We start from the raw sequence: 25974 nt of genomic DNA, 5'->3' as shown, positions 1-25974 counted from the left end.
TTCGAAACAGCTTCGCCTCTCAAATCATCCAGCCAATCATTTTTACTCGAAAAAATTTTGTTTCTATGCTGCCGAATCCGCGCGAAAATTGACTGAACCTGCTGTTTTCAAGTAAGATCAAAGTTATGTGATACGATTCGGAGGTGGAAGAGATGAGTGCCATCACTCGCAAAGAAGTAGAGCATGTAGCCAATCTGGCCCGTTTGCAGTTGACGGAGGACGAGGCTTTGCAATACACAAAGGACCTGAACGCCATCCTGGAGTTTGCCGCGAAGCTGAACGAGCTCGATACGTCCAACATTGAGCCGACCAGCCACGCGACCGATGTGAAAAACGTGATGCGCGAAGACGTGAACAGACCGTCGCTGCCGCGCGAAGAAGTGCTGAAAAACGCACCGGATCACGAAGACGGGCAATTCAAGGTACCGGCTGTATTCGAATAATCTGTCAGGAGAACGAGAAGGGAGGAACCCACTGTGTCGCTGTTTGACAAGCGATTGTCGGAAATACATAGCGCCTTGCGCGCAAAAGAGCTTTCGGTCACAGACCTGGTGCAGGCTTCCATCGCCAGCATCAAGGAGCACGATGAAAAAATCAAGTCCGTCCTGCACGTGGATGAGGAGGGAGCGCTCGCCCATGCTCGCCAGTTGGACGAGCGTCTGGTTAAGGAGAACGGGGAGCTTGGCCTTCTCTTCGGTCTGCCGGCGGGGCTCAAGGACAACCTGATTACAAAAGACGTACGGACGACCTGCGCCAGCAAATTTTTGGCGAACTACGATCCTGTCCATGACGGAACTGCTTCGAAAAAGGTGAAGGAAGCGGACGCCGTGATCGTGGCGAAGCTGAACATGGACGAGTTCGCCATGGGCGGCTCCAATGAAAACTCCGGTTTCTTCCCGGCCAAAAACCCGTGGAACACCGATTACGTGCCAGGCGGCTCGTCCGGCGGTTCTGCCGCAGCGATGGCTGCCCGTCACTTCTATTTCACGCTCGGCTCGGATACGGGCGGCTCCATTCGCCAGCCTGCCGCTTTTTGCGGTGTCGTCGGTCTGAAGCCTACGTACGGCCGCGTGTCCCGCTTCGGTCTGGTGGCTTTCGCTTCTTCTCTCGACCAGATCGGACCTGTGACCAAGAGCGTAGAAGACGCAGCATACGTGCTGCAAGCGATTGCCGGACATGACGAGTTCGACTCCACCTCTGCCAATGTGGAAGTGCCGGATTACCTCTCCGCGCTCACTGGCGATGTCAAAGGTCTGCGCATTGGAGTGCCAAAAGAGCTGATCGGCGAAGGCATTGATGCCGAGGTGCGCGAGGCTGTGCTCGCCGCCTTGAAGCAGCTTGAGAGCATGGGCGCAACTTGGAGCGAAGTCTCCATGCCGCATACCGAATACGCGGTTCCAGCCTACTACCTGCTGTCTTCCTCGGAAGCATCGTCCAACCTGGCCCGCTTCGACGGCGTGCGCTACGGCGTGCGCGCAGACAATGCGTCCAACTTGATCGAGCTGTACAAGGAATCGCGCAGCCAAGGCTTCGGACCGGAAGTGAAACGCCGGATCATGCTCGGAACCTATGCGCTTTCGTCCGGCTACTACGACGCCTACTACAAAAAAGCGCAGCAGGTGCGCACGCTGATTATCCAGGACTTCAACAACATTTTCGCCGACTTCGATGTCATTTTGCATCCGACTACGCCGTCGACCGCGTTCAAGATCGGCGAAAACGTCAACGATCCGGTCAAAATGTATCTGGAAGATATTTGCACCGTGCCTGTCAACCTGGCAGGGCTGCCAGCGATCAGCGTACCGTGCGGCTTCGCCCAAAACGGTTTGCCGATCGGCTTGCAGATCGTCGGGCGCGCGTTTGACGAATCCACCGTATTGCGCGTAGCACATGCGTACGAGCAGGCAACAGGCTACAGCAAGCGCAAGCCGGAATGGGTGAGGGGGTAAGAGGCATGAGCAAGTACGAAACCGTCATCGGCCTGGAGGTTCACGCCGAGCTTTCGACCAAGAGCAAAATTTTCTGCGGCTGCCCGACTGAGTTCGGCGCGCCACCGAATACACATACATGCCCGATTTGTCTGGGACATCCGGGCGTGCTTCCGGTAACGAACAAGCAAGCGGTAGAGTTTGCAATGAAAGCAGCGCTCGCGCTCAACTGCGAGATTTCCCGCGAGACGAAATTCGACCGCAAAAACTACTTTTACCCGGACTCGCCAAAAGCGTACCAAATCTCCCAGTACGACCAGCCGATCGGCTACAACGGCTGGATCGACATTGAGGTCAACGGGGAGACGAAGCGCATCGGGATCACCCGCCTCCACCTGGAGGAAGACGCGGGCAAGCTGACGCACAGCGACTTCGGCGGAGAATCGCTCGTAGACTTCAACCGCGTGGGCGTACCGCTCATCGAGATCGTGTCCGAGCCGGACATCCGCTCGCCGGAAGAAGCACGCGCCTATCTGGAAAAGCTGAAAGCGATCATCCAGTACACGGAAGTGTCCGACGTGCGCATGGAGCAAGGCTCGCTGCGCTGCGATGCCAACGTGTCGATTCGTCCATATGGGCAAAAAGAGTTCGGTACCAAGACCGAGCTGAAAAATATGAACTCCTTCCGCAACGTGCAAATGGGGCTGGAATACGAAGTTCAGCGCCAGACAGAAGTGTTGAACTCCGGCGGTACGATCGTGCAGGAAACCCGCCGCTGGGATGAGGCGAACAAAAAGACGGTCAGCATGCGCTCCAAAGAAGAGGCGCACGACTATCGGTACTTCCCGGACCCAGACCTGGTGCGCATGCAAATCTCCGAAGAGTGGATTGAAGCGGTCCGCGCCACGATTCCGGAGCTGCCGGATGCCCGCAAGGCTCGCTACGTAAACGAGTTCGGCCTGTCGCAGGCAGATGCGGAGGTCATCACCATTTCCAAGGAAACGGCGGATTTCTTCGACGAAACCGTCAAGACAGGCGCAGATGCGAAAGCAGTCGCCAACTGGCTGATGGTAGACCTGCTCGCCCATCTGAACGCCAACAACCTGACGTTTGCCGATGTGAAAATGACGCCGCAGGGCTTGGGTGACATGATTAAGCTGATCGCAGACGGCACGATCTCCTCGAAAATCGCCAAAACCGTCTTCAAGGAGATGGTGGAGACCGGAAAAGATCCGAAGAAGATCGTCGAGGAAAAAGGACTGGTGCAAATCAGCGACGAGGGCGCCCTGCGCCAAATCGTCATCGACGCCGTCAATGCCAACCCGCAGGCAGTAGCGGACTACAAGGCCGGAAACGAAAAAGCAGCCGCTTTCTTCGTCGGCCAGGTCATGAAGCAAACCAAAGGCAAAGCAAACCCGCCGTTGGTGAACAAGCTGATTCAGGAAGTATTGAGCAGCCTGTAAGGCACAACAACAAGCAGCACTTTCCGACCAGGGAAAGTGCTGTTTCTTTTGGCAAGAGAGAGGCACAAAGCAGAAGAGGGGGACATGGCGAGGAACGGCATTGGCAGCAAGTACCAATGGCTTTGAAGCGGTTTGACGCGCCTCTAGTTGGCGGCGAGAGCAGCTTGCAGTTTTTCCAGCAAGGAGACAGCCTGAATCTCGTTTTGCTCGATGGCCTGCAAAAGCTGTACAGCTTGCTTGCCTTGCTCGTCTGCATTTGGTTCGCCGCCAGCCGGGAAAGGAAACAGTCTGGTCAGCTTGCCGAAGTCGTCCGCGATAGCGGCGTAAAGCGCGGCTGCTTCCTTGAGCAGCGGGCGCGCTTCATCCAGTGAAGGGTCAGTCCACGTGTCGGCGATTTCCGTAAAGAACCGGTAGGCGTTGCAGCGGGCGTCGTGTGCGACCGCTGTGGTGTAGGCGTTTCCGTTTGGCTCGATGGTTCCTTTGGCAAAAGCCGCCTGCCAGGCAGGATAGGCAGCCAGGCCGTAGATGAAGTTGGCGTTTTGCCCTTCCTGGCCGCGGTAATGCGCCAGGGCTGAATCCAGAGCGTTAGCCAGCATCGTGCGCTGGTCGATGGGGAGCGTCTCTTCGATGGCGAGCACAAACAGCTCTGCCACCAGTCCGCGCCCCAGATGCTCATACGGCACCGTGCCGTCGTTGCCGCAGTTGTCTCCGGCGTGCAGCAGCTTGGCTTCATCCTCGTAACCGTAGATCAGGCCAAATTCAGGCATGAACAAGTCCCAGGCGAGCACCGGATTTCCTTTGTCAACCGCGTGGTGAATCAGCTCCAGTGCCTGAGGCAGCAGGGCAGGAAGCTGCCGCTTTTCGCGCGCGGCAAGGCTGAGCAGCGCGGGATCGACCTGGTTCGCATTCGGGCCAGGCGTGCCGTCCAACTGCTCCTGGCAGACGGAACGAGGCTTGAAGCCCATGTTCCGCAAGCCTTGCTCCAGAACGGGCTGGAAGTAAAACATGGTTGGCCCCGCAATATGAATGCTCTCTGGAACGATCGTCAGGCGGAAGGCGTGCCCGCTCAAACCGAGAACCAGCGGCAGGGACAGCTTTCGTTCCGTACACTCGACTAATCCGTGCAACGCTGCCCCGCATGTAATCCATGTTTTCAGCTTCATGGCTTCCGGCTTTTTCAAAACGACTTTTTTCATAATTCCCGCATCCTTTCGCATTTGCACATAGTGGTCAACAACGAGGCGAATTTTTTCCTGCACGAGCTTTTTGCGTGAGCGAGACAGCACCTGGTACACATTTGCCTGGGTCATCTCGAACATGCGCGCAATCTCGTGAGGGGCCAGATGGTCAAAAAAGTGAGATTCGACGATCCGCCGTTCGCGCGGGCTGAGGCAGTGCAGCAAGCTTTTGATCGTCGTAAACAGCTCGCGGCGCATCAAGACCTCCTCGGGGTTGCCGTTGCTCTCGGCTGCGGTCGACCAGCTACGGCCAAGCCTGTGCAAAATGCTGTCGAGATCCTCCCAGTCGGTCGGCTCTGCCTCGCCCGTTTGCCTGGTTAGCCCGGAAAAGACCTGCTCCCGTGCTTGCGGTCCCTTTTTCAGACGCGTGTACGCCTGATTGCGCACAATCCGGTGCAGCCAGGGCAGGAAGCGGCGGCTGTCGACCAGCGTACCCAGGTGGAGGAAGGCGCGAATGAGCGCGTCCTGGACGATGTCTTCCGCGAGATAGGCTTCCTGGGTGTACGAACGGGCGTAGCCGTAGACTTTGGAGCGGTGGCGTCTGACCAGCTCGCCAAACGCCTCCTGATCTCCGGCTTTTGCCCGTTCTACCAAAGTCTCGTCCTGCTCCTCTTCTCTTTGACTGGCAGGCTTGATAACCAAATGATCCATTGCCAAAACTCCTCGTTGTTAGTTGACTTACTGCATAGACTACCGGGCGCAGGATTTTCTGACAGATGCGTAAAAACTTTTTGTAAAAAATTTATTTGCAAGCGGCGGACATAGACTCCGGCCTGATTTGCTGCGGGTTGGCCGGATTTGTAAGAAATTCCACTCTACCCTATAATGAACATACACGAACAAAAAGGGGGAAGGAAAGTACATGAAGCTGATTTCTGTCACAGGAGAGAGTGTAGCGCCGGGCAAGGGCGGCTCGCCATCCGATACATTTGACCGTTCGATTGCGACGTGGGAAGACAATGGGCAGCAAAAAACGGTGACCGTGACCTACTGTCGCTACTTCGGCAAAGTGCTGGCCGAGCGGGGCATCTACGACCAGGAGGCGGAAGGGATTCCGGTCACGCATCTGGTCGCTCCGCTGTTTGAAGAAAAGTACCCCGGGCAAAAAGAAACGCGTCACTACATTAACGATACGGAAAGCTTTGTGGCCCTGTTTGAAGGCTTTTCCCTGCCCAAATGGAAGGAACGCTACGCGAGTGCCCTGACCTCGGCATGAGGAGAGCGCAGCTATAGCGCCCGTGTGTAAAAGTCAAAAGATTCTGAGCCAGCATCAGACACATAGCTCAAACTTTGCGGAGGGCATGCTAAGGACAACCATTTACTGGAGATGATTAGCATGCTTTCTGTATGGATGACGCTTCTGCTCATGGCTTCCGCCAGCCCGGCAGGCTCGCTTGGCGCAGCATCGCCGCAGGCCACTGTGATCGCTTTGCCTGCGGCGGTTCAGGAGTTCGACGCTTTTTTGCAAGATTGGAGGGGCGGGCTTGCGCTTGCTTCGCTGCGCCATCCGCTGTTTGATCTGACAAGGGTATCCGGCGGTGTCAGCGGAGCTGTGAATACGATCGTGTTTTCCGGGGAGGCGCACGGTGCCGCAGGGGAAATCTCGCTCGTGTTTTATTCGCTGGACGGAGACAGGATATACTCTCCGCCGGGCACAGTGACTGTCGCGCGCGTCGATGACAGGCACAGGCAGTTCCACGTGGCGGCGGCGATACCGCGAGTGCTGCAAGGCCGCACAGGGGTTGTACAGGTGACGTTTTCCGGGGAGAAAAGAGCTTCCTATTTGCTGAAAGTCCGATTTTGACGGCGGGACGCCAGGCGTCATCTGCTGTGGGGCGGCTGGCCGTTCGGTTCGAAGGGAGAAGGAGAGGAGGGCTGCTGTTGATTGAGGTAAAAGCAGTCAGCAAACAGTTCGGGACGATCACAGCGGTCCGCGATTTGACGTTTCGCGTGGAAGAGGGCGAGGTGTACGGCCTGTTGGGCGAAAACGGCGCCGGGAAGACGACGACGATGCGCATGATGGCGACGATTCTCGCGCCGACTGCGGGAGACATCGAGATCAGCGGATTTTCGGTGCGGCACGAGCCTTTGGAGGTGCGGCGCAGAATCGGCATCCTGTTTGGCGGGGAAGTCGGCTTGTACAGTCGGCTGACAGCCAGGGAAAACATCGCCTACTTCGGTAGCCTCTACGGCTTGCCGCCGTCGCGGGTGCAGGAGCGGATCGACAGCCTGAGCCGCATTTTGGAGATGGAGCCGTTTATCGACAGGCGCGTCGGCGCTTTTTCCCGGGGAATGAAGCAAAAAGTGGCAATCGCCCGCACGCTTGTCCACGATCCTGACGTCATTTTGCTGGATGAGCCGACGACAGGGCTCGACGTGACGGCTGCTACCATTTTTCGCCGGATGGTGACAAGGCTGCAGGAGGAAGGCAAGACGATCCTGTTTTCCAGCCACAACATGGGCGAAATCAACAAGCTGTGCAAGCGGGTGGCCCTGATCCACAAAGGCCGGCTGCGCTTTTCCGGGGGATTGGACGCCTTGCGCAAGCAGTTTGGGACTGACGATCTGGACGACATCTTCATGGCGGTTGTGGAAGGGGGCGAGCACTGATGGGCCGGCAAATCATCTGGACCGTTTTCAAAAAGGAGCTGCTCGACCTGTTTCGCGACCGGAAGGCGTGGCTGGGGACGTTTCTCGTGCCCTTGGTGATTATCCCGTTTGTGTTTTTTTTATTGGGCAACTCCTACAGCAACGTGGAAAAGGAAGCGCGGGAATACGTGCCGCTGGCTGTTCACGGCTCCTCCAAGCTGATTAAGTCCCTGCAAGAAAACCAAGGGGTCAAAATTCTTCAGCCGCCTGATCCCGAGCAAGCGCTGCAGGCGGGGCAACTGCGCGCGATCATTACGATCCCGGAATCGTTTGACGAGCAGATTCAGGCGGGGAAAACGGCCACACTGCACGTCGCTTTTGACTCGACCAATTCCAAGTCAGTCTACGCCCGCGATCTGATCGAGCGGACCGTAGAGGCGTACAGCAAGGAGATTGTGGCGAAGCGGCTCAAGCAGGCAGGCTTGTCCGAGCAGACGATTCAGCCGATCGCGCCTGACTTTCAAAACGTAGCGTCGGAAGAAAGGCAGTCGGGCGGGATGCTCGCAGGCATCATTCCGCTCATGCTCGTCGTGTCGCTCGCCTCTGGAGGAATCGCCTCCGCCAACGACCTCGTCGCGGGGGAAAAAGAGCGAGGGACGCTGGAGTCGCTTCTGACGGCGCCGATTGCCGCCAACCACATTCTGACGGCGAAGCTCTTGGCGGTCATGGTGATGAGTATCATGAGTGCGGGAGCCTCGCTCATCTCGGTATCGCTGGTGATGAGCATGGGGCCGTTTGGAGGGGCAGGCGACCATTTTTCGCTCGCGTTTTTCTCGCCTGTTACCTTGCTCGTGCTGATCGTCGTCATCCTGCTCATGGCGGCGACGTTTGCCGGACTGGAGCTGATGCTCAGCACGATTGCAAAGTCTTTTAAAGAAGGACAGACGTACATGAGCGGAGTCATTTTCCTGGCGATGGTGCCGTCGTACATGCTGATGCCGCAAAGCCCGGTGGACATCGCGGAGCATTACTACGCGCTGCCCGTGTTCAATGGCGTGGCGCTGTGCAAGGAAGTGTTTTACGGCAAGGTCGACCCGCTGCATGCGCTGATCGGCATCGGTTCTTCGCTGGTGTACGTGGCGATCACGATTTTTTTCGCCTCGCGACTGTTCCGCAGAGAAGGGGCTGGATTGAAAAACTGATCGGGAGGGAGTAAATCCAGGCTGTCTGTTGCCCATGTCGCTGCCATTGTGAGAAGGCTGGTGAATGTCGTGAATCCGCTGTACATCGGTGTGCTGTACGTGCTTGCTTCGGCTGCGGGCTTTGGCGTCATGTCCATTTTTGCCGTGTATGCCTATGGAGCAGGCGTTTCGGTATCTACGCTCTTGTCTTTGCGCTTTTTGTTTGCTGCTGTGCTGTTTTTCGGCCTCTTGGCCTGGCGCAAGGAGTCGCTGCGGCTCAATCGTCGCCAGGTGCTCGCCCTGTTTTTTCTGGGCGGCATTTTGTACACGCTGCAATCGCTCAGCTTTTTTTCCGCAGTTCAGTACATTCCGACCTCGATGGCGGCGTTGCTGCTGTACACGTTTCCCGTGTTTGTGGCGGTCCTGAGCTATTTTGTGGAAAAAGAGCCGCTGACGAAAAAGACCGTTTTCGCCATGCTGCTGTCTTTGCTGGGCCTGGGGCTGGTGCTTGGGCTGTCGTTTGGCGGCATTCAGCCGCTCGGAGTCGTGTTGGCGCTCGCGGCAGCGCTGTTTTACTCGGTGTACATCATCGTGGGCAACCGGGTTGTAAAAGGTTTGTCCCCGTATGTGACGTCGGGTTACATCTCGTTGTTTGCAGCCGCGTCGACCTTTTTGATCGCGCAAAAAGAAGGAGGCGTCGACCTGGCCTTTGCTCTGGCGGGCTGGTGGGCCTTGGGCGGGATCGTCGTTTTTTCTACAGTCATGGCGATCAGCTTTTTCTTCCGCGGCCTACAGTTGACCGGCTCGACCAAAGCTTCCGTACTGAGTACGTTCGAGCCAGTCGTGACGATTGTGTTCTCAGCCCTGCTGTTTGGCGAAGCGTTCAGCCTGCTCCAACTGCTCGGCGGCTGCGCGGTGCTGGCGGGCGCGGCCCTGATCGTCGCAGGCAAGGAGCCGAAGTCAGGTCGGGCGGAGGAAGGGGAAGCGTCTGCGGCGCGGGTGATTGAATCGTAGAGGAAAAAGCGCTTCTGGGCGGCGGTAGTGACGGTGCTGGCAGGAGCGGAGTTGATCGTCGCGGGCAAGGAGCCGAAGCCAGATCGGGCGGAGGAAGGGAAGCGTATGTGGCGCGGGTGATTGAATCGTAGAGAAAAAGCGCTTCTGTGCGGCGGCATTGAGGCTGCTGGCAGGAGCGCTTTTTTGTATCGTTTATCGTATCGGAAAAGAACTGGGCCGTAGCTTATGGATTTCTTAGCGTGAGCGAATGAAAAAGCAGAAGTTCCGTTGCCCTTGCCGTCGGCAGCAAGCTTTTTGCAAGCAAACAGCCTGCCAAAACGCGCTCATTTTGCCGTTCCTGTCTCGGTAAATGTGTTTCTCCGCTTGTTTGGAGAAGCCCTCAAATCGCGAGGCGGCAACAGAAAACTGACGGCTACTCTTCCATCTGCGAGCGGATCAGCCAGCCCGCTCCGTACACGCCTGCGTCGTTGCCCAGTGTGGCAGCCACAATCTTGGTTGTTTCCACGACGTAAGCGAACGGAACAAACCGCGCAAACGCATCGCGAATGCGGGAAAAGAGGAAGTCGCCTGCCGCCGCCACGCCGCCCCCGATAACAAATTTGGCCGGATTCAAAACAATCGCCAGATGCGAGAGGGCAAGGCCCAGGTAGAGCGCCACCTGGTCGGCGATGGCAAGAGCAGCGACGTCGCCTGCTACGGCTGCTTCGAACACGTCCTTTGCCCCGAGCTTGCCTTTTTCGGCCAGCACGGAAGCGAGGTACGGGCTCGTTCCGTTTTCGGCAGCGAGGTGCCCTTCGCGGATAATGGCGGTGGCGGAGGTGTACGTTTCCAGACAGCCTGTTTTGCCGCAATTGCAGAGAGCGCCGCTGTCTGGCGTCATGGTGATGTGCCCGATTTCGCCGCCGACTCCGTTCATGCCGTGAACGACTTTTCCGTTCAGGATGACGCCGCCGCCGACTCCTGTGCCAATCGTAATCAGCACGAGGTCTTGTGCGCCTTGGCCTGCGCCCTGCCACATTTCGCCCAGTGCCGCCGCATTGGCGTCGTTGTCGACTGCGACTGGCCGCCCTGTAAGTGCTTCCAGCTTTTGCTTCAATAAGACAGGCTTGGTCCAGTGCAGGTTGACGGCTTGCATGACGATTCCGTTTTGGGCATCAATAGGTCCGGGGATTCCTACGCCGATTCCGCTCACTTGCTCCGGCGCATAGCCGTGTTTGTGCAGAAGAACGCGGGTCATCTCCGCGATTTTTCGCAGTACGCCATCTTCTCCATCTGCGACAGGTGTCGGCTCGTGCGTTTTCGCTACCAGCTCACCATCCGGGGTAATCAACGCTATTTTGATTGCCGTTCCGCCCACGTCAACACCAACGATGATTTTGTTCACAACTGTCCCCTCGCTCTCCTTTTTGCCATCTTTTTCTATATTATCACGCTGTTACCCGCATAGCGATTCCCAAAAATGGCTATACAGGATATGATGGAAGGAAGTACACCCGTGAGCGAGGGAAGGAAGAAGGGATCTGCCTTGAAACGAGCCAGATTGATCTACAATCCGAGCTCCGGCCGGGAAATCGTGCGGCGACGATTGCCGGATATTCTCGATTTGATGGAATCGGCCGGATACGAAACCTCCTGCCATGCAACCAGAGGGGAAGATGATGCGACCGAGGAAGCTGCCCGCGCCGTGGCCCGCGGCTTCGACGTCATCCTGGCTGCTGGCGGAGACGGAACCATATACGAAGTTGTGAACGGGATGGCGGAGCAAAAAGCACGCCCCACCCTTGGAATTATTCCCTGCGGAACCAGCAACGATTTTGCCCGGGCGGTAGGCATACCGAAGTCGATCACGCGCGCCACGGAAATCATCGCCAAAGGCAAGAAGAAGCGCATCGACCTGGGCCGAATCAACAACCGTTATTTCATGAATATTGCGGGAGGAGGCTCCCTCACCAACCTGACCTATGAGGTCCCGAGCAAGCTGAAAACGCTGCTGGGCCAGATGGCGTACTACGTCAAAGGGTTGGAGAAGCTGCCCTCCCTGCACCCGATCCGGGTCCGCCTGGAAAATCGCAAGGAAGTGCTGCTGGACGAGGAGATCATGGTGTTTCTCATCGCCAACAGCCATGCGGTCGGCGGCTTCGACAAGCTCGCCCCGGAAGCAGATTTGTCAGACGGCAAGCTGGACGTCATCGTCGTGAAAAAGACGAACATCGCCGAATTTATCCGCCTCGCGACACAAGCGGTTCGCGGCGAGCATTTGCGCGACCCTAACATCCTGTATTTCCAGGCAGACTACATCAAAGCGACCTCTCCCACAGGCGAGGTGGTCCAGCTCAATCTGGACGGCGAGCTCGGCGGACAGTTGCCGTGCATCGTGGAAGCTTTGCCAGGACATATCGAGTTGTTCGTCCCGTAGGAAGATAGTAAAATGAATAGCAATAGCCGTAGGGATGCCGCGTTCGCTGTGCATCCCTGCCTGCTTCCTTGAGCAAAAAGCAGCCGGGAAGCCAGAGCGCAAGACAAAAGGAGCAAAAGAAACGTGGCAAAAACAACAAAAAAGCGGCGCGGACCGCAGCAGACCGCCAAGGTGGAGCTGGACGTCCCGGTACGTGTCGGCCAAACCGTGGAAGTGGAGATAACCGGACTGAACCACGAGGGCGCTGGAGTCGGCCGGATTGAAGGATATACGCTGTTCGTAGACGGCGCACTCGCAGGCGAGCGAGTCCACGCGCGCGTCGACCATGTCAAAAAGAACTTCGGCTTCGCCAAGCTGACGAAAGTGGTGGAAGCCAGCACATACCGCGCGCACCCACCCTGTCCGCTGTACGACCGCTGCGGCGGCTGTTCGCTGCAGCACCTCGCCTACGAGGAACAACTGCGGCACAAACAGCAAATCGTCCGCGACAACCTGCGCCGCATCGGCGGCTTTCAGGTGGAGGGAGAAGGAGCAATCACGGTGCACCCGACGCTCGGCATGAGCGATCCATGGCGCTACCGCAACAAGGCACAGGTGCCAATCGGCGAGGAAAACGGCGCCTTGGTTGGCGGCTTTTACGCGGAAAAATCCCACTCCATCATCGACATGAACGAATGCCTCATCCAGCACCAAAAGAACGACGAGGGGGTCGCCACCGTGAAGAGAGCCGCTGCTGCTCTCGGCATCAAGCCGTACGACGAAGTGCGCGGCACAGGCTTGCTGCGCCACGTAGTCGTCAAGGTGGGGGTAAAGACGGGCGAAGTCATGGTCGTGCTCGTGACGACCGCGGAGGCGATTCCGCAGCGAGACAAGCTCGTGGAAGCGATCCGCACCGAGGTGGCGGGCGTCACCAGCATCGTGCAAAACATCAACCCGGACAAGACCAACGTCATTTTCGGCAAAAAGACTGTGACACTCTGGGGCAGCGACGTCATTTACGATTACATCGGCCCGATCAAATTCGCGATCTCGGCGCGGTCGTTCTACCAGGTCAACCCGGCACAGACGGAAGTGCTGTACAACAAAACGTTGGAGTACGCCGGCGCGACAGGGACGGAAACGGTCATCGACGCCTATTGCGGCATCGGCACGATCTCGCTGTTTTTGGCGCAGAAGTCGAAGCATGTGTACGGCGTGGAGATCGTCCCGGAAGCGATCGCGGATGCGAACCGCAACGCCCGGTTGAACGGCGTGAAAAACGCGACATTCGAGGCAGGCCCGGCAGAGGTCGTGATTCCGGCGTGGAAGGAGCAGGGGATCCGCGCCGATGTAATCGTGGTCGACCCGCCGCGCAAGGGCTGCGATGAGGCGCTGTTGACGACAATTTTGGAAATGCAGCCGGAGCGCGTGGTGTACGTGTCGTGTAACCCGTCGACGCTGGCAAGGGATTTGAAGGTATTGGCGGAGCGGTATGAGGTGAAGGAAGTGCAGCCGGTGGATATGTTTCCGCATACGGGGCATGTGGAGTGCGTAATATTGATGAATCTAAAGGGTGTAGATAAGCAATAAACCTTTGACATTCACAATAAACACCTGACAAAATCAGAATAAACCTTTGCCAGAACACCAGAGCAAAAAATCGGGGGAAAAGCAGAATCCAATCGGATCAAGCCTTTCCCCTGTTTTTGTATCAATATTTTATTCTCACAACAATAATGTTTTGGTTGAAAAAATGGAGTCAAAAATGGAGAAAATGGGGGAGTTGAACCAGGACTTTATTTTTACGGACAACGGTGGAATGCGGGTTGGAGTGGGGTAAAATGTCAGAGGTTTATTTTGTCTGTACAAAGGGAGCCAGTAACTAGGCTCCCTTCATCATTATTAGGTTTTTGAAGGTATACTGTATGGTAATGCTACCATCCTTAGAGACAATAACCTTGTCAATTAACCTGTGTAATGGGGACTATTTTACGATTACCTCTAATCGAGGGAGGGGAATTTACACACAAATATGGACTTGAACAAAAAATTAGATTTACACTTCATTTAAATTCCAATAAAATGAATTTAGATAAATATTTTACAAATATACAAGTCATCTATAAACCGTTTGGTACAGGATTGCAGCTATTCCGAAAATGGCAGTCAACTTCCGAAAACTTGTATGACTGGCAACTAGTGCGACAGAAGTGCTGGAAGAGAGTGGAGAAAATTCTGCATGAACCATAAAAGGAGGAAAGGAGTGAGGTGGAACGTTTGCTGATCGACGCTGCGACTTTACCATTTTGTCTACTCAAGCAGCAGTAAGTGCGGATTTTTTTAGAAAGGGGATCATTTTATGAAAAGAAAGTTACCTGCATTTTTAGTTGTTGCCATGTCGGCTGAGTTATTTTTGAGTTCGGTTGAAGTATCTGCTCGTGAGGACAATACGATTCCGCAGTACATGTTACCTGGCACAGTATTGATTTATGATGATAATCTTCAGATTGTCGTAGAAAAAGGCGGGTATCCCAATTTCGATGTTAGACAAGTTTCCAGGAATTTGGATGGACCGCATATTGCGAAAATTCCTGAAGATGCGACAGAAGAAGAAGCCAGGCAGATTGAGCTTGAGAATGAATTGGCAATAAAAGCGTTTCAAATGAGTGTGGCGGGCGATTATATTCAAGCACCTCTACCTGAAATTTATCCGGGAATGAAAGTAGTTTACGATGAAGTTACGGGCGAACTAAACAACATTTATTATGCGGATGAAAACGATCCTTCTGGTTATTCCCTTCATAATGAGCCGGTTTCAGCACTGAATCGTAATGCCAATTCGAAAAAAGCGGTTCCCAGTGCTGCTAGCAATGTTCAGTGGAAATGGGGGAAGGATGATCGAAACGTATTGACGTATCAGGCTGGTGACGACAGTTTTCTAGGAACAGGCAGAGCGACTTATTTTACTGGTTCAATCGGCAATAGAGATAATAAGCTGAAAAACTATGATTGTGCTACTCATAAAGAGTATGATTATTCTAAAAAGGGAGATAAGGATATTACAATAAGAAATTTAGATACAGATAAAGCCTTTACTTTTTATCAGGCATCTGTAGGGACTTTGCCTGATGCTATTATCGATATTTGGGGATTAAGCAATTTGCAAACGGTTGCGGGGAATACAAGAGATACTTCAGTGCCTAATGTACGGTATTACCATAAGAGATTTTCGGATCAGAGCATACCTAGATAGTCTTTTATTAACCGCGAGCCGACATGCCCATTAATGTTGTTAAGATTTAATTTTTTTCATTGGTATACGCTGTTCTTTTAGAAGTAATGGCGTATACCACTCCAACAAGATATCATTCAAAATCTTTAGCTTAGGAGTAACGTTTGAATATGAAAAAGAGAATGATAACGCTTGGCAGCATCATCGTTGTTATTATTTTAGCTATCATTGCTATAAATCAACATACACTTGAGGGTAATGCAAAAAGAGAATTAAAGGAATATTTGCACATAACAGCTACAGTTTATAATAATGGAAAAAATGATGCTGACGGGGTTTCTTTAGTGTTGTACCTTTATTCGATTCAGGATCAAAAAATGTCGGAAATCTTGAGGGTACCTGTAGATCCTGGGTATCCGGTGGCTTTTGCAGATCTTCGGAACAATAAAGTGTATTTTAGCGATAGCGTTACAGGTGACGAAGTTGATAATTTGTATGAATATAATCTAAAAACGAAAGAAAGAAAACAATTAACCTTTGGCAAGTTTCTTTTCAATGATTTGTTTATAGTAGATAACAAAATGATTACAAACGTTGCACCGCAATTCGTTACCGTTACTCAACCGGCTATTTTTGATCGGACGACGAGAGAATTTACTTATCTAAATCCAGACGACGATGACACCTGGTGTTTCTCGTTGTCCTATAATTATACGACGAAGAAGTTATTAAGCCTTACTGCTTCCGATTCCGAAATGAGAACACGTAAAGTTACGGAAGTTACACATATTCGACCAAAAACACTCTATTTGATGGATTTGGATTTTGGACATTATCAGCCGATCTACCATACGGACCAATTTGAAATCAGACTCACCAGGCAGCTTGATCGAAATAGAATCTTAATGACATACGATCCATTTATGGGTTCGTCCAAACCCAGGACGCTAAAAATATTGTATATCGACAGTCAAAAGGTCGAAGATTTTGATGTTCCGGGTATTAAGGAAGTGAAAACTTTTTACCCGAGGGATAATACGGAAGGCTTGTTTGTTCTAGGAAGGGATGCCAATAACCAGTATGGACTTTTTTATTATGATATGGCTACAAAGAATCTAAGCAATGTATTTGAAAATTACCCGCTTCCTAAGGATCATCACAGTTTGGTCGATTTTGTATACAGTATGGATTGAATCGAGAATTGCGCGCAGGCTTCTTTATCGGCAAAACTTCGAGCGTGGTCCGTACACGTTCATGGGGGGAATTGTAGAGTGACCTAGCCGTTCAGAAAAGGATTGTAGCATCGACTCCTTGAGTAATCAGAACAGTCGTGCTAATCTGAGCGGAGAATGGAAGGGTGTGTAACGTAGTCCGCCATTTTGCAGAGTGACCGGAAGTGCAGGTCATCGCCCATCAATCTTGGTCCAACTATGCGTTGGCTTTCGTATCCAATGGGCAACGCAGCAAGTAAAAAGCTTGTCCATCTTTACTGTGTATTTTGTTTACCGTAATTTGATATTCGGGGAAAAAGGAGAGGAAAATGGACGATTTAACTTTTTTCCAACAAACTGGCGCAGATGTGCGCTTTGATTGGGGGTATGAAGGAGTAAGGACACTAGCGGCTCTATCGGATATCGTGGTGATTATTGATGTTCTTTCCTTTACGACATGTGTAGATGTTGTATTGAATCGAGGAGGAACAGTCTTTCCATACCCGTCAAAAGGAAAGGCAGCTGGTGAGTACGCAGATCAAGTCAATGCGATAGTAGCAGGCAAACGCGGCGAACCGATCTCGCTTTCACCGTATGAGCTTTCAACGATACCGTTTGGGAGTCGGATTGTACTGCCTTCTCCAAATGGAGCGACGTGTTCATTCCTTGCGAGAGAGTCAAAAGCAACAGTCGTGGCGGGATGCTTTAGGAATGTATCGGCAGTAGCCAGTTTTGCAAGGCAAAGTGAGGGGGTTGTGTCGGTAATTGCTTGTGGCGAAAGATGGCCAGACGGGAGCTTGCGCCCGGCATTTGAGGATTTGATGGCAGCAGGAGCAATTTTAAGCCAATTGGAAGAGCAGCGATTGTCTCCAGAAGCCTTAACTGCTGTCGTAGTATTTGATGCAAATGAAAGACAAGCTTCCACAGTGGCTTGTTAAAACGGGCTCTGGTCAGGAATTGATTGCAATGGGCTACCAGGATGATGTAACGATCGCGTCTGAATTTGACGTAAGCAAAATAGTCCCCATTCTTAATCAAGATGGGGCGTTTACACCTTATCCAAATAAAGATGAATAAGCATAGATTCGGAGGCTGACCTAGCTAGCGGCACGTTATTTGCCAATGAAGGGTTATGTTTTTCCTGAAAAGGAATCCATGGTTATGATTGGTTTTGGGCAAGGAGGAGTAATTGAAGCTGCTGATGAAGTTTCTACATCTGTAGCCTATGATCTCCCGGTTATGACCAATAGTTACGAGAGTGGATGCCCTTATCGGCTGTCGCTTCCGTGCCTTTGAACCAACGCAAAAAAGGCCGCAGCGCCCCCTCACGGCAAACGCCACAGCCTTTTCCCTACTACCTCCTACATCCCAATTTCTCTATCTCCCCAACGCCTCAAGCACCGCTTTAACCCCATACATATTCCCGATCGGGCCGTACCCAAGGGCAAGCTCGCCGTTGATTCCGTACACATGCTTGTTTTGCACGGCTTTTAACTTGCTCCACACTGCTGTGTCGTCCCATTCATCCGTCAGGGCGGGGATGGTCTTGTCGTTGTAATTGAAATAGCCGAGGAACAAATAGTCGGGATTCAGCACACTCAAACCTTCGAGGGTGATTTGCGCCCCTTCCTGCATATCCAGATTGGCAGAGGTCGGAGGCTTCAGGCCCATGCCTTCATAATAAGGCTTCAAATAATTCGTGCCCTGCAGCCACACCGCTTTGTCGCGAACTTGCACGAAGGCCACCGTGCCGTCCAGGGCTGTCAGCTTCTCCTTGGCGCTTTGCAACTGTGCCTGATAGTCCGCAATATAGCGCTTCGCCGTCTCTTCCTGGCCCAAAATTTCACCGAACTTGGTGACAACCGACTGCCAGTCCGACCAGACGCTGGTCGTCTGCTCGTCGATCACGACGGTTTGCGCGATTTGCGGCAGGGAGGCCAAAATCTCCTTGTTGACGGTATTTCCGGCGATAATCAGGTCGGGACCGTAGTCGAGCAGCGCCTCCATGTTCACCTGGGTGTTCTCGCCGACGATTTTCAGCTCCTGCACTTTCTCCACGTACGGCTTGTAGCTTTCCGAATGCAGCACGGACTGTTTTTCGGTAAACGGCAGCGCGAGCGCGACCGACGGCACGTCGAACAGCAGCAAGGAATCCGCATACCCCCAATGGACGACGGCAACCTTTTTCGGCTGCTTTTCAATCGTCACGTCTCCGTTCGCGTCCTTGATCGTACGGGGGAACGCAGCGGACTCCGGGGAGGTCGACCCAGACGTCGCTGCCGGGGCTTGCTGCTCCTGAGACGGGCTCGTTTTCGCGCTCTGGTCGCCGCCCGATGCGTTCTGATTCGGGGTGTTCGCGCCGGAACAAGCTCCAAGCAGCAAAATCAAACATAACAGACTGACCATCATAGCCCATGACTTTATTCGCATTCCTCGTCAGGCATCCTTTCTGTGTGCATCACATTTGATAATGATTCTCATTGACAAATATGAATGTACCACGTTCCTTGCCCCATGAAAATGGAGGAATTCCCGACTTTACGATGGACGATTTCTTCTGAGGTACAGCCCTATGCGGCCTGGTGAAACGCCTTTGTGCTTCTTGAACAGCCTGCTGAAGTAGTAAGCGTCAAGATAGCCAACGCTTTTGGCGACGGCGGATACGGAAAATTGTCCTGTCAATAGCAACTCGTGCGCCCGATTCATCCGGTACTGGATCAAATAGTCAATCGGGCCAATTCCCACGTACTTGTGAAACAGGTAGGAAAAGTATTTCGCCTTCATGCCGTAGCGGTTGGCCAGATGGCCGAGCGAAAGCGGCTGCGCATAATTTTCCTGAATGTATAAAATCGCCTCGTCGATCAACGCATGGCTGTCTTTGTTTTGATGAAGGCGTTCGGACTGCAACACCTTGTTCAGCAGGTGGTAGAACAGCGTTTTTTTACCCAGCAGGCCCATGCTGTCTGGGGCAGAAGCCGTCTTCAGCAGTTGCTCCAGCAGTTGATGCAACTCGGGGTCAAGCGGGGCATGGAGCAAGGACACGTCTGTCAATCGCCGCGTATCTTCCCCATGCGGACTGACGGGCAAGTAGTGCACGAGGCAGTATTCGAATCCGTCCGGGGCAGTCTGAATTTCCAGCCGCTTGTTCAGCCCGCCGAGCAGCACCTTGCCCGGCTCCAGCGTGTAGCGTTCGGTTTCATCGAAGCGAAATTCGGCCTGTCCCCGCAAGCAGACGATGACAGCGCACTTGGTTGTCGGCTGGTTGACATGGCCGTCGTAGATCATCCCGCCCGCAAGCTTCGTCCGGTAGACGCCGTGCACCTCCAAGGCTACTTTCGCGAGGTCCTGCGCCAGCTCTTCGTAGAAATTCGCCATGCCATCATTCACCACCATTCTTCAACGCGATCGGCCTTGTACCGTCGCTTTCCAATATACATTTTCACAAGTCGGGCGTAAAGCAAGCTCATGATCCCCGTTTGTCTGCGAGGCAACAGCAAGCCTGTCTTTGAACGGTAAAGAACCCAGGCGCCTGTATTCACGTCATAGAGATGGCTGGTTGTTGCTTGCCGTCACTGGTTGGTTGCCAGGAGTCAGAGAGGAGAGCAACAACATATTTTATATAATTTATAATTTTCTAAAAATATTGACGAGGTAAAACGGGCGTGATATTATCTTGTCAAAACCACATGAATAATCAACATACAACATTGAATCGCAGGAAAACATAATCGCTTTTTGTGGAATCATCATCTTCTGAAGTGGAATCATGCGAAAAAACGGAAAAGGAGTCGTGAGGATGATCCGTGGCGGATGAGGCAGTTGTTGTTGCAGACTGGAACGGCAGCGCAGCTACACGCGTTGGGGACAACAAGAGCGAGAGACGTTGACTGTAATAAATAGACAATGTTATCATCAATGCAATTCCACATTAATCAACAAAGAATAAAGCGGATGCTCCAACTGTGGCCGTGTGGAAAAAAACGTAGCAGGTGATGAAGTCATGTCTCTATCATTTGAGGATCGTAAAAAAACAATTTTAAAAACATTGGAAAGAGACGGGAAAGTACAGGTCCGTGAACTGGCGGAAATCCTTCAAGTCTCTGGCGAAACGATTCGGCGCGATCTGGATAAGCTCGAAAAAGAAGGCATGCTGAGAAAAGTTTATGGCGGCGCTGTAAAAGAGAAAACTTCTTCCTGGGATAAACCTTTTGAACAGCGAGCGGCCATGAACGAAAAAGAGAAACGCTCCCTTTGCAAAGCGGCAGCAGAGCTTGTCGAGGACGGCGACAGTATCATGATTGGCTATGGAACGACCACGCTGGAGATCGTGCGTTTTTTGGCGGACAAACAGAACGTCACCATCATTACTCAATCCATCCCGGTCTTGCTTCTGGCTCTCGAAGTGTTCAAGGGAAGAATTATTTTCATCGGCGGGGAAGTGGAGCGCGTTCAAAAATCGGCTGTCGGCCCTCTCGCGGAAAGGATGCTGGAGCGTCTGAAGACCAACAAAGTATTTATTTCTGCAAGCGGGATCTCGATGAGCGACGGCATTACGGACTACGACCTGGACGGGGCCAACATTTCCCGCAAAATGATGGAGCGTGCGGAAGAGGTCATTGTTTTGGCTGACCATACGAAGTTTGGAAAAACCGATTTCGCCTACATTTGTCCTCTCGTGGATGCGTCCATGATTATCACTGACAAAAGCTGCTCGGAAGAATGGAAAAAAATATTGGCCGAGAAAGAGATCGAGCTTTTGATTGCCGAGGATATGTAAAGAGGCCAGCTTTTGGCCGTAAAAAACTGCTGAAAATGGGGAGAAGACGAATGCTTAGATTCGGTGATAAAGACGCTGTGCTCAAAAAGTCCGTCCAGTGGTGGAACCCGGGAAAAACAAGGCAATGGCAAAAAGACGGGATCGATCTGGTCATCGGAAAGCGGGAAGGTTACTACCTGTACGATATGAACGGGAAGCAACTGATGGACCTTCATTTAAATGGCGGAACATTTAACCTTGGGCACCGGAATCCCGAAATTATTTCTACCTTAAAAAATGCTTTGGATGAATTTGATATCGGGAATCATCATTTTCCCGCGATCACGCGTGCGCAGCTCGCCGAAGAACTCGGAGGGTGCACGCCAAATAGTCTGAAGTATTCGATTTTTTCCAGCGGAGGAGGGGAAGCGATTGATGTAGCTTTGAAATGCGCCCGGTACGCGACGAAACGAAAAAAAATCGTCTCCGTCAAATTTGCTTATCACGGTCATACCGGATTGGCTGTGTCGCTGGGGAATGAGCGTTATTCCCGGCCGTTTTTGGGAGAAGGAGCGCCGGGGGAATTTATCCATGTGCCGTTTAATGATGTCCAGGCTATGGAAGCCGCGCTTTCCCGTGAAGATGTCGCCTGCGTCATTATGGAAACCATTCCGGCCACATACGGCTTCCCGCTGCCGGAAAAAGGCTATCTGTATGCGGTGAAGCAGCTCTGCGAAAAGTACGGCTCCTTGTACATAGCCGACGAGGTGCAGACGGGCTTGCTGCGTACAGGAAAGCTGTGGGGGATAGAGCACTATGGCGTAGAGCCGGATATTTTGGTCACGGCAAAAGGGTTTGGCGGCGGGATTTATCCGATTGCAGCTACGGTCGTGAGTGAAAGGGCAGGACAATGGATGAACGAAGACGGCTTTGCCCACATCTCGACATTCGGCGGTTCCGAGCTGGGCTGTATCGTAGCGATGAAAGTATTGGAAATCTCCCAACGAAAAGAAGTCATCGAAAACGTCGACTACGTATCCCGGTATTTGCGCGCAGGGCTGGAAACGATCAAAAAGCAAAACGCCGACTTTTTTGTCGGGATTCGTCAGTTGGGCGTAGTGATGGGGCTGGAGTTTGCGCAGCCTGAGGGAGCAAAACAGGTCATGCGCGCGCTCTATAACAATGGCGTATGGGCGATCTACTCGATGCTCGACACGAAAGTGCTGCAATTCAAGCCAGGGCTGCTGTGCGACCAGAACTATTGCGATGAATTATTGTCCCGTTGCGAGTTGAGCATCAGACAAGCTGCGCGTGCTTTGGTGTAAAAGGTTTGGTTTGTCCGTTATCATCCCATTTTAGGAAGGGGCAGTGCAGGAAGATGAGCCATTCAAGTGCAGAGCTGTGGAAAGAGCATGTGGAAGTTTTTCATCAGGTTGCCAAACATGCTATTCATTCCTATCCGAACTTGTCGCAAGCGACGGTCGATCTGTTGAATTACTCAGAGAACGCTACCTATTTGGTAAAAAACGTCCCCACTGCCGAAAAATACGTATTGCGCGTATGTCGCCCCGGCTACCACACGAAAGCAGAGATCGAGGGGGAGGTTCACTGGATCAGCTCGATCTATCAGGATACTTCCGTCGAGGTATCTCTGCCGATCGCAGGAAAAAACGGCGAATACATTCAGACGGTGCAACTGGACAGCGACTCCCAGGAATATTGCTGCGTGCTGTTTACCTTTCTGGAAGGCGAGGCGCCGGACGCGCATAACGAGACAGAGCTGGTCAAACAATTTGAGCTGATCGGTGAAATTTCAGCGCATTTTCATCAGCATGCGATCGACAACTGGGCTGCATTTCGCGAGATCAAGCGTCCTACGTGGGATTACGAAACAATTCTGGGAGAACGGCCGATCTGGGGCAGATGGCAGGATGGGGTAGCGATTACGCCAGAAAGACTGCACCTGTTTCAACAAGTAGCGGATATCATCAAGCCCCGGCTCGACCGTTTTGGAAAAGACGCAAACCGTTTCGGCCTGATTCATGCCGATTTGCGCAACACGAACCTGCTTGTCCTGGACGAACAAGTGAAAGTGATTGATTTTGACGACAGCGGGTTCGGGTGGTATCTTTTTGATTTGGCATCGTCCTTGACTTTTATCGAGCATAAACCGTACGTGCCTGACCTGATTCAAGCCTGGCTCAAAGGATATCGCAAAGTTCGAGCGCTGTCGAAAGAAGAAGAGCTGGAAATCCCTACGTTTATCATGATGCGCAGACTGCAACTGATCGCCTGGATCGGCAGTCGGGAAAATGAAACGACGAGGGAGCTGGGGGGTGAATACACGGAGCAGACGGACGCTTTGGCAAGACAATATTTGGAATATTCAAAAAGATTCTTTTGATTTTCGAGTCACATTAACCTTGCAACAACTTCTTGAACAAGAATGTGAGGGAGATGACGGTATGAGCAAGCAATTGGAACTGAAAAAGACGTTGTCCGCTTTTCATCTGTGGGTAATCGGGGTCGGCATCGTCATTTCCGGAAACTATTTCGGCTGGAATTTCGGTTTGGCGGCTTCGGGGTACATCGGAATGCTGATCGCGATTGGCGTGATGGCTGTGATGTATTTGTTCATGTGCTTTGGCATCTCCGAGCTGTCCACGGCTTTGCCGTATGCAGGCGGACCTTACTCGTTTGCCAGGCGGGCCATGGGGCCATTCGCCGGCTTTTTGACAGGCATCGGTGTGATTTTGGAGTATTTTATTGCCGCGCCCGTAGTGGCGATCGGGATTGGGGCTTATATCAACTTCCTGTTTCCGACGATCAATCCGATTTTGGCAGCCGCCTTCATGTACTTATTTTTTATGATCGTCCACATTATCGGAGTAAAGGAATATGCGAGTCTGGAAACAATCCTCGTCTTTATTGCGCTGGGCTTGATTGTCCTGATGTATTTTGTCGGCCTGCCGCAGATTTCTATGGAAAACTTGTTCGGCGCCGAAGGAACGCCGCTGATTCCGGGCGGGATCGAGGGAGTCTGGGCGGCTTTGCCGTATGCGATGTGGCTGTTTCTCGCCATCGAAATGTTGCCGATGCTGTCTGAAGAATGCCGCGATGCCAAAAGGGATATGCCAAAAGGAATTTTGTCAGGAATCGTGACTTTGCTGATTTTGTCGGTTTTGACGACTACGGTTGCGATCGGCTTGAGCGGAATCGACCAGTTGAGCACCGCGAGTGATCCGTTGCCGACTGCTGTTGCCGCGACCTTTGGCAATACGTATTGGTTAGCGCAAATTTTAGCCTCGATTGGTTTGGTTGGATTGATCGCAAGCTTTTCCGGTGTCATTCTCGCTTATTCCCGTCAAATTTTCGCCTTATCCAGAGCAGGATATCTTCCGGCTTTTCTCTCCCACCTGCATCCTACACGCAGGACTCCGTATGCAGCGATCATTTTGCCAGGGATCATCGGTTTGCTGCTGGTCGTCTTGTTCAACCCGAATGATCTGATTCTGATTTCTACCTTCGGAGCGCTTGTGTCTTACATTTCCATGAACTTGTCTGTCATCATCCTGCGCAAAAAAGAGCCGGATCTCGTCCGTCCGTACAAAACCCCGTTGTATCCATTCATTCCGATCGTCTCGCTTGTATTGGCTGTCATTGCCTTGTTTGCCAGCTTCTTTGCGAATTTGACGTTCTTCTGGGTCAGTATCTCGGTGTTTGGCGTAGCGATCATTTACTATTTTGCCTGGGCGAAAAATCATATTAACGTCAACGCGCCGGAAGAACAGTTCAGTCAGGAGAGCAGACAACATCCGGCGAATGTGGAGCTGCAAAAATGAATAAAGAGATCGAACTCGTTTCAATCAAGGAAGGGAGGGGAGCACCGATGCCCGTTTTCGGGGAAGATATCCAGACGTTTTTGTTCGATAAAGACGGAACCTTGATCGACCTGCCGTCGATTTGGATTCCTTGGGCTTACGATATTCACCGACATCTCGCCGAGGTCATGCCCAATTGCCCGTTCAGTCTGGCGGAATTTGGAGATGCCGTAGGGATTTGGGGAGAGGATGAGGTCGACCCGAAAAGTCCGTTAGCGATTGCGAGCCTGGGGGAAATGCAGGCGGTGATCGCGTTCTTCCTGTATGAAAAGGGAGTGGCTTGGGATTCGGCCGTGCTTTTCGCCCGGGACAGCATCCAGTATGCGGACGAAAAGCAGAACAGCTCGGCGGCGATCCGACCCGTCCACGGCGTACGCGAGCTTTTGACAGAGTTGAAGAAAGCAGAGCGGATGCTTGGCGTCGTGACGGCGGATGATACGGAAAAAGCACGGGTGCAGCTAGAACGAGTGGGCCTGGCAGAATACTTCGATTTTGTGATCGGCAGCGATCAGGTTCAGAACGGAAAGCCGTATCCGGACATGGCGTATCTGGCGAGAGATCGTCATGGCATCGCGCTTGGCCAGACGGTAATCGTAGGCGATACGAATGCCGACATGCAACTGGGCAAGAGCGCAGGCTTAAAGGCGACGATCGGAATTGCTGCGAACAGCAGAAACGAAACCGCTCATTTGGCAGAGGCGGATTTGATTGTTACCAGCTATAGCGAATTGCTGGACATGATGAGGACGAGGAGGTGAGGAGATGGATTCGGTTTTGGTAGAAAAGATCACCAGGCTCGTTCTTGCCAAGCTGGAAGAGCGCCCGACTGCGCTGCCTCTTACGCCGGAAGAACTCAGACGCTGGCAGGACATCTCGGCTTCCATACAGGGAACAAAAGCGGCAAACCCTGCTGCCGACGCTGCGCCTCGTCCGCTTTCGCGGGAAGAGCTCAAACGCTGGAACGAGATTACAGCATCCATGCAAGGGACAAAAGCGGGAGGACAGGTCACTTTTTACAGATACAATCAGTAGACGGATTCGCAAGTGGAAAGAAGGGAGGGTTTCCTATTCGCGCATTTGATCGTG

23 protein-coding genes are annotated in these 25974 nt (G+C 52.7%); 19 read left to right on the top strand and 4 right to left on the bottom strand.

The window, feature by feature from the left end; translation table 11 throughout:
• The first annotated feature begins 152 nt into the window (after positions 1–152).
• The 3 genes from gatC to gatB are packed head-to-tail and all read left to right on the top strand — an operon-like array spanning position 153 to position 3391.
• Positions 153–443: an Asp-tRNA(Asn)/Glu-tRNA(Gln) amidotransferase subunit GatC gene (gene gatC, locus AC3WJN_RS15675; RefSeq protein ID WP_005836468.1), complete on the top strand. Its 291-nt coding sequence runs from the start codon at positions 153–155 to the stop codon at positions 441–443.
• 33 nt (positions 444–476) lie between these two features.
• Positions 477–1949: an Asp-tRNA(Asn)/Glu-tRNA(Gln) amidotransferase subunit GatA gene (gene gatA / locus AC3WJN_RS15670; RefSeq protein ID WP_007778616.1), complete on the top strand. Its 1473-nt coding sequence runs from the start codon at positions 477–479 to the stop codon at positions 1947–1949.
• A 5-nt stretch (positions 1950–1954) separates the two neighbouring features.
• Positions 1955–3391, top strand: a complete 1437-nt coding sequence (gene gatB / locus AC3WJN_RS15665) for an Asp-tRNA(Asn)/Glu-tRNA(Gln) amidotransferase subunit GatB (RefSeq protein WP_005832547.1) — start codon at positions 1955–1957, stop codon at positions 3389–3391.
• 143 nt (positions 3392–3534) lie between these two features.
• Here gatB and AC3WJN_RS15660 read toward each other — a convergent pair whose 3' ends face one another.
• Entirely contained in the window at positions 3535–5280 is a 1746-nt protein-coding gene (locus AC3WJN_RS15660; RefSeq protein ID WP_007778612.1) for an RNA polymerase sigma factor, read from the bottom strand.
• A 211-nt stretch (positions 5281–5491) separates the two neighbouring features.
• Between AC3WJN_RS15660 and AC3WJN_RS15655 the strand changes: the two genes are divergently transcribed.
• The 5 genes from AC3WJN_RS15655 (at position 5492) to AC3WJN_RS15635 (ending at position 9413) form a co-directional block, all read left to right on the top strand.
• On the top strand, positions 5492–5845 hold the full coding sequence (locus AC3WJN_RS15655; protein ID WP_005832542.1) for a hypothetical protein: 354 nt from the start codon (positions 5492–5494) through the stop codon (positions 5843–5845).
• A 120-nt stretch (positions 5846–5965) separates the two neighbouring features.
• Entirely contained in the window at positions 5966–6433 is a 468-nt protein-coding gene (locus AC3WJN_RS15650; protein WP_007778605.1) for a hypothetical protein, read from the top strand.
• Between the two features lie 77 nt (positions 6434–6510).
• Positions 6511–7239, top strand: a complete 729-nt coding sequence (locus AC3WJN_RS15645; protein ID WP_122953189.1) for an ABC transporter ATP-binding protein — start codon at positions 6511–6513, stop codon at positions 7237–7239.
• Positions 7239–8420, top strand: a complete 1182-nt coding sequence (locus AC3WJN_RS15640; protein WP_007786233.1) for an ABC transporter permease — start codon at positions 7239–7241, stop codon at positions 8418–8420. The genes AC3WJN_RS15645 and AC3WJN_RS15640 overlap by 1 nt, the downstream gene beginning before the upstream one ends.
• Before the next feature lie 60 nt (positions 8421–8480).
• A complete protein-coding gene (locus AC3WJN_RS15635; protein ID WP_237716689.1) occupies positions 8481–9413 on the top strand; it encodes a DMT family transporter in 933 nt (310 codons plus the stop codon).
• Positions 9414–9825: 412 nt separating this feature from the next.
• Here AC3WJN_RS15635 and AC3WJN_RS15630 read toward each other — a convergent pair whose 3' ends face one another.
• Positions 9826–10797, bottom strand: coding sequence for an ROK family glucokinase (locus AC3WJN_RS15630; RefSeq protein ID WP_005832531.1), 972 nt, complete (start codon positions 10795–10797; stop codon positions 9826–9828).
• 141 nt (positions 10798–10938) lie between these two features.
• Between AC3WJN_RS15630 and AC3WJN_RS15625 the strand changes: the two genes are divergently transcribed.
• From AC3WJN_RS15625 to AC3WJN_RS15605, 5 genes are all read left to right on the top strand, one after another.
• Positions 10939–11829, top strand: coding sequence for a diacylglycerol kinase (locus AC3WJN_RS15625; protein WP_007786238.1), 891 nt, complete (start codon positions 10939–10941; stop codon positions 11827–11829).
• Between the two features lie 123 nt (positions 11830–11952).
• Positions 11953–13398, top strand: coding sequence for a 23S rRNA (uracil(1939)-C(5))-methyltransferase RlmD (rlmD, locus tag AC3WJN_RS15620; protein ID WP_007786239.1), 1446 nt, complete (start codon positions 11953–11955; stop codon positions 13396–13398).
• Positions 13399–14167: 769 nt separating this feature from the next.
• Positions 14168–15061 carry a hypothetical protein gene (locus AC3WJN_RS15615; RefSeq protein ID WP_007786241.1) on the top strand — a complete coding sequence of 298 codons (894 nt, stop codon included), beginning with the start codon at positions 14168–14170 and terminating at the stop codon, positions 15059–15061.
• Between the two features lie 149 nt (positions 15062–15210).
• Positions 15211–16233, top strand: a complete 1023-nt coding sequence (locus AC3WJN_RS15610; RefSeq protein ID WP_005836871.1) for a hypothetical protein — start codon at positions 15211–15213, stop codon at positions 16231–16233.
• A gap of 347 nt (positions 16234–16580) precedes the next feature.
• Positions 16581–17189 carry a 2-phosphosulfolactate phosphatase gene (locus AC3WJN_RS15605; RefSeq protein ID WP_007786244.1) on the top strand — a complete coding sequence of 203 codons (609 nt, stop codon included), beginning with the start codon at positions 16581–16583 and terminating at the stop codon, positions 17187–17189.
• 439 nt (positions 17190–17628) lie between these two features.
• Here the strand turns inward: AC3WJN_RS15605 and AC3WJN_RS15600 are convergent, their stop codons facing one another.
• Positions 17629–18681 carry an ABC transporter substrate-binding protein gene (locus tag AC3WJN_RS15600; protein WP_007786245.1) on the bottom strand — a complete coding sequence of 351 codons (1053 nt, stop codon included), beginning with the start codon at positions 18679–18681 and terminating at the stop codon, positions 17629–17631.
• 108 nt (positions 18682–18789) lie between these two features.
• Positions 18790–19626 (bottom strand): helix-turn-helix domain-containing protein, encoded by an 837-nt coding sequence (locus AC3WJN_RS15595; protein ID WP_007786247.1) that lies wholly within the window; start codon positions 19624–19626, stop codon positions 18790–18792.
• Between the two features lie 625 nt (positions 19627–20251).
• Here AC3WJN_RS15595 and AC3WJN_RS15590 point away from each other — a divergent pair.
• The 6 genes from AC3WJN_RS15590 (at position 20252) to AC3WJN_RS15565 (ending at position 25920) form a co-directional block, all read left to right on the top strand.
• Complete coding sequence (locus AC3WJN_RS15590; protein ID WP_005829019.1) at positions 20252–21028, top strand: DeoR/GlpR family DNA-binding transcription regulator; 777 nt, start codon at positions 20252–20254, stop codon at positions 21026–21028.
• A 50-nt stretch (positions 21029–21078) separates the two neighbouring features.
• Positions 21079–22332 carry a class-III pyridoxal-phosphate-dependent aminotransferase gene (locus AC3WJN_RS15585; protein WP_005829017.1) on the top strand — a complete coding sequence of 418 codons (1254 nt, stop codon included), beginning with the start codon at positions 21079–21081 and terminating at the stop codon, positions 22330–22332.
• A gap of 53 nt (positions 22333–22385) precedes the next feature.
• Positions 22386–23411: a phosphotransferase enzyme family protein gene (locus AC3WJN_RS15580; protein WP_007786252.1), complete on the top strand. Its 1026-nt coding sequence runs from the start codon at positions 22386–22388 to the stop codon at positions 23409–23411.
• Between the two features lie 61 nt (positions 23412–23472).
• Positions 23473–24849 (top strand): ethanolamine permease, encoded by a 1377-nt coding sequence (gene eat / locus AC3WJN_RS15575; RefSeq protein WP_007786254.1) that lies wholly within the window; start codon positions 23473–23475, stop codon positions 24847–24849.
• Positions 24846–25646, top strand: coding sequence for an HAD family hydrolase (locus tag AC3WJN_RS15570; RefSeq protein ID WP_237716690.1), 801 nt, complete (start codon positions 24846–24848; stop codon positions 25644–25646). The genes eat and AC3WJN_RS15570 overlap by 4 nt, the downstream gene beginning before the upstream one ends.
• Positions 25647–25650: 4 nt before the next feature.
• On the top strand, positions 25651–25920 hold the full coding sequence (locus tag AC3WJN_RS15565) for a hypothetical protein (RefSeq protein ID WP_238503823.1): 270 nt from the start codon (positions 25651–25653) through the stop codon (positions 25918–25920).
• Positions 25921–25974 lie beyond the last annotated feature (54 nt).

It is taken from the genome of Brevibacillus sp. FW306-2-1A-C05A (assembly GCF_058781555.1).
Note: the sequence above shows the minus strand (reverse complement) of the source record. Positions and strands in the feature narration are given on the sequence as shown.

Excerpts from the sequence above, each read along its gene's own strand:
- gatC (WP_005836468.1), top strand. The coding sequence starts at position 153 with ATGAGTGCCATCACTCGCAAAGAAGTAGAGCATGTAGCCAATCTGGCC.
- gatB (WP_005832547.1), top strand. The coding sequence starts at position 1,955 with ATGAGCAAGTACGAAACCGTCATCGGCCTGGAGGTTCACGCCGAGCTT.
- AC3WJN_RS15660 (WP_007778612.1), bottom strand. The coding sequence starts at position 5,280 with ATGGATCATTTGGTTATCAAGCCTGCCAGTCAAAGAGAAGAGGAGCAG.
- AC3WJN_RS15655 (WP_005832542.1), top strand. The coding sequence starts at position 5,492 with ATGAAGCTGATTTCTGTCACAGGAGAGAGTGTAGCGCCGGGCAAGGGC.
- AC3WJN_RS15650 (WP_007778605.1), top strand. The coding sequence starts at position 5,966 with ATGCTTTCTGTATGGATGACGCTTCTGCTCATGGCTTCCGCCAGCCCG.
- AC3WJN_RS15640 (WP_007786233.1), top strand. The coding sequence starts at position 7,239 with ATGGGCCGGCAAATCATCTGGACCGTTTTCAAAAAGGAGCTGCTCGAC.
- AC3WJN_RS15615 (WP_007786241.1), top strand. The coding sequence starts at position 14,168 with ATGAAAAGAAAGTTACCTGCATTTTTAGTTGTTGCCATGTCGGCTGAG.
- AC3WJN_RS15610 (WP_005836871.1), top strand. The coding sequence starts at position 15,211 with ATGAAAAAGAGAATGATAACGCTTGGCAGCATCATCGTTGTTATTATT.
- AC3WJN_RS15605 (WP_007786244.1), top strand. The coding sequence starts at position 16,581 with ATGGACGATTTAACTTTTTTCCAACAAACTGGCGCAGATGTGCGCTTT.
- AC3WJN_RS15600 (WP_007786245.1), bottom strand. The coding sequence starts at position 18,681 with ATGCGAATAAAGTCATGGGCTATGATGGTCAGTCTGTTATGTTTGATT.
- AC3WJN_RS15595 (WP_007786247.1), bottom strand. The coding sequence starts at position 19,626 with ATGGCGAATTTCTACGAAGAGCTGGCGCAGGACCTCGCGAAAGTAGCC.
- AC3WJN_RS15590 (WP_005829019.1), top strand. The coding sequence starts at position 20,252 with ATGTCTCTATCATTTGAGGATCGTAAAAAAACAATTTTAAAAACATTG.
- AC3WJN_RS15585 (WP_005829017.1), top strand. The coding sequence starts at position 21,079 with ATGCTTAGATTCGGTGATAAAGACGCTGTGCTCAAAAAGTCCGTCCAG.
- AC3WJN_RS15580 (WP_007786252.1), top strand. The coding sequence starts at position 22,386 with ATGAGCCATTCAAGTGCAGAGCTGTGGAAAGAGCATGTGGAAGTTTTT.
- eat (WP_007786254.1), top strand. The coding sequence starts at position 23,473 with ATGAGCAAGCAATTGGAACTGAAAAAGACGTTGTCCGCTTTTCATCTG.
- AC3WJN_RS15570 (WP_237716690.1), top strand. The coding sequence starts at position 24,846 with ATGAATAAAGAGATCGAACTCGTTTCAATCAAGGAAGGGAGGGGAGCA.
- AC3WJN_RS15565 (WP_238503823.1), top strand. The coding sequence starts at position 25,651 with ATGGATTCGGTTTTGGTAGAAAAGATCACCAGGCTCGTTCTTGCCAAG.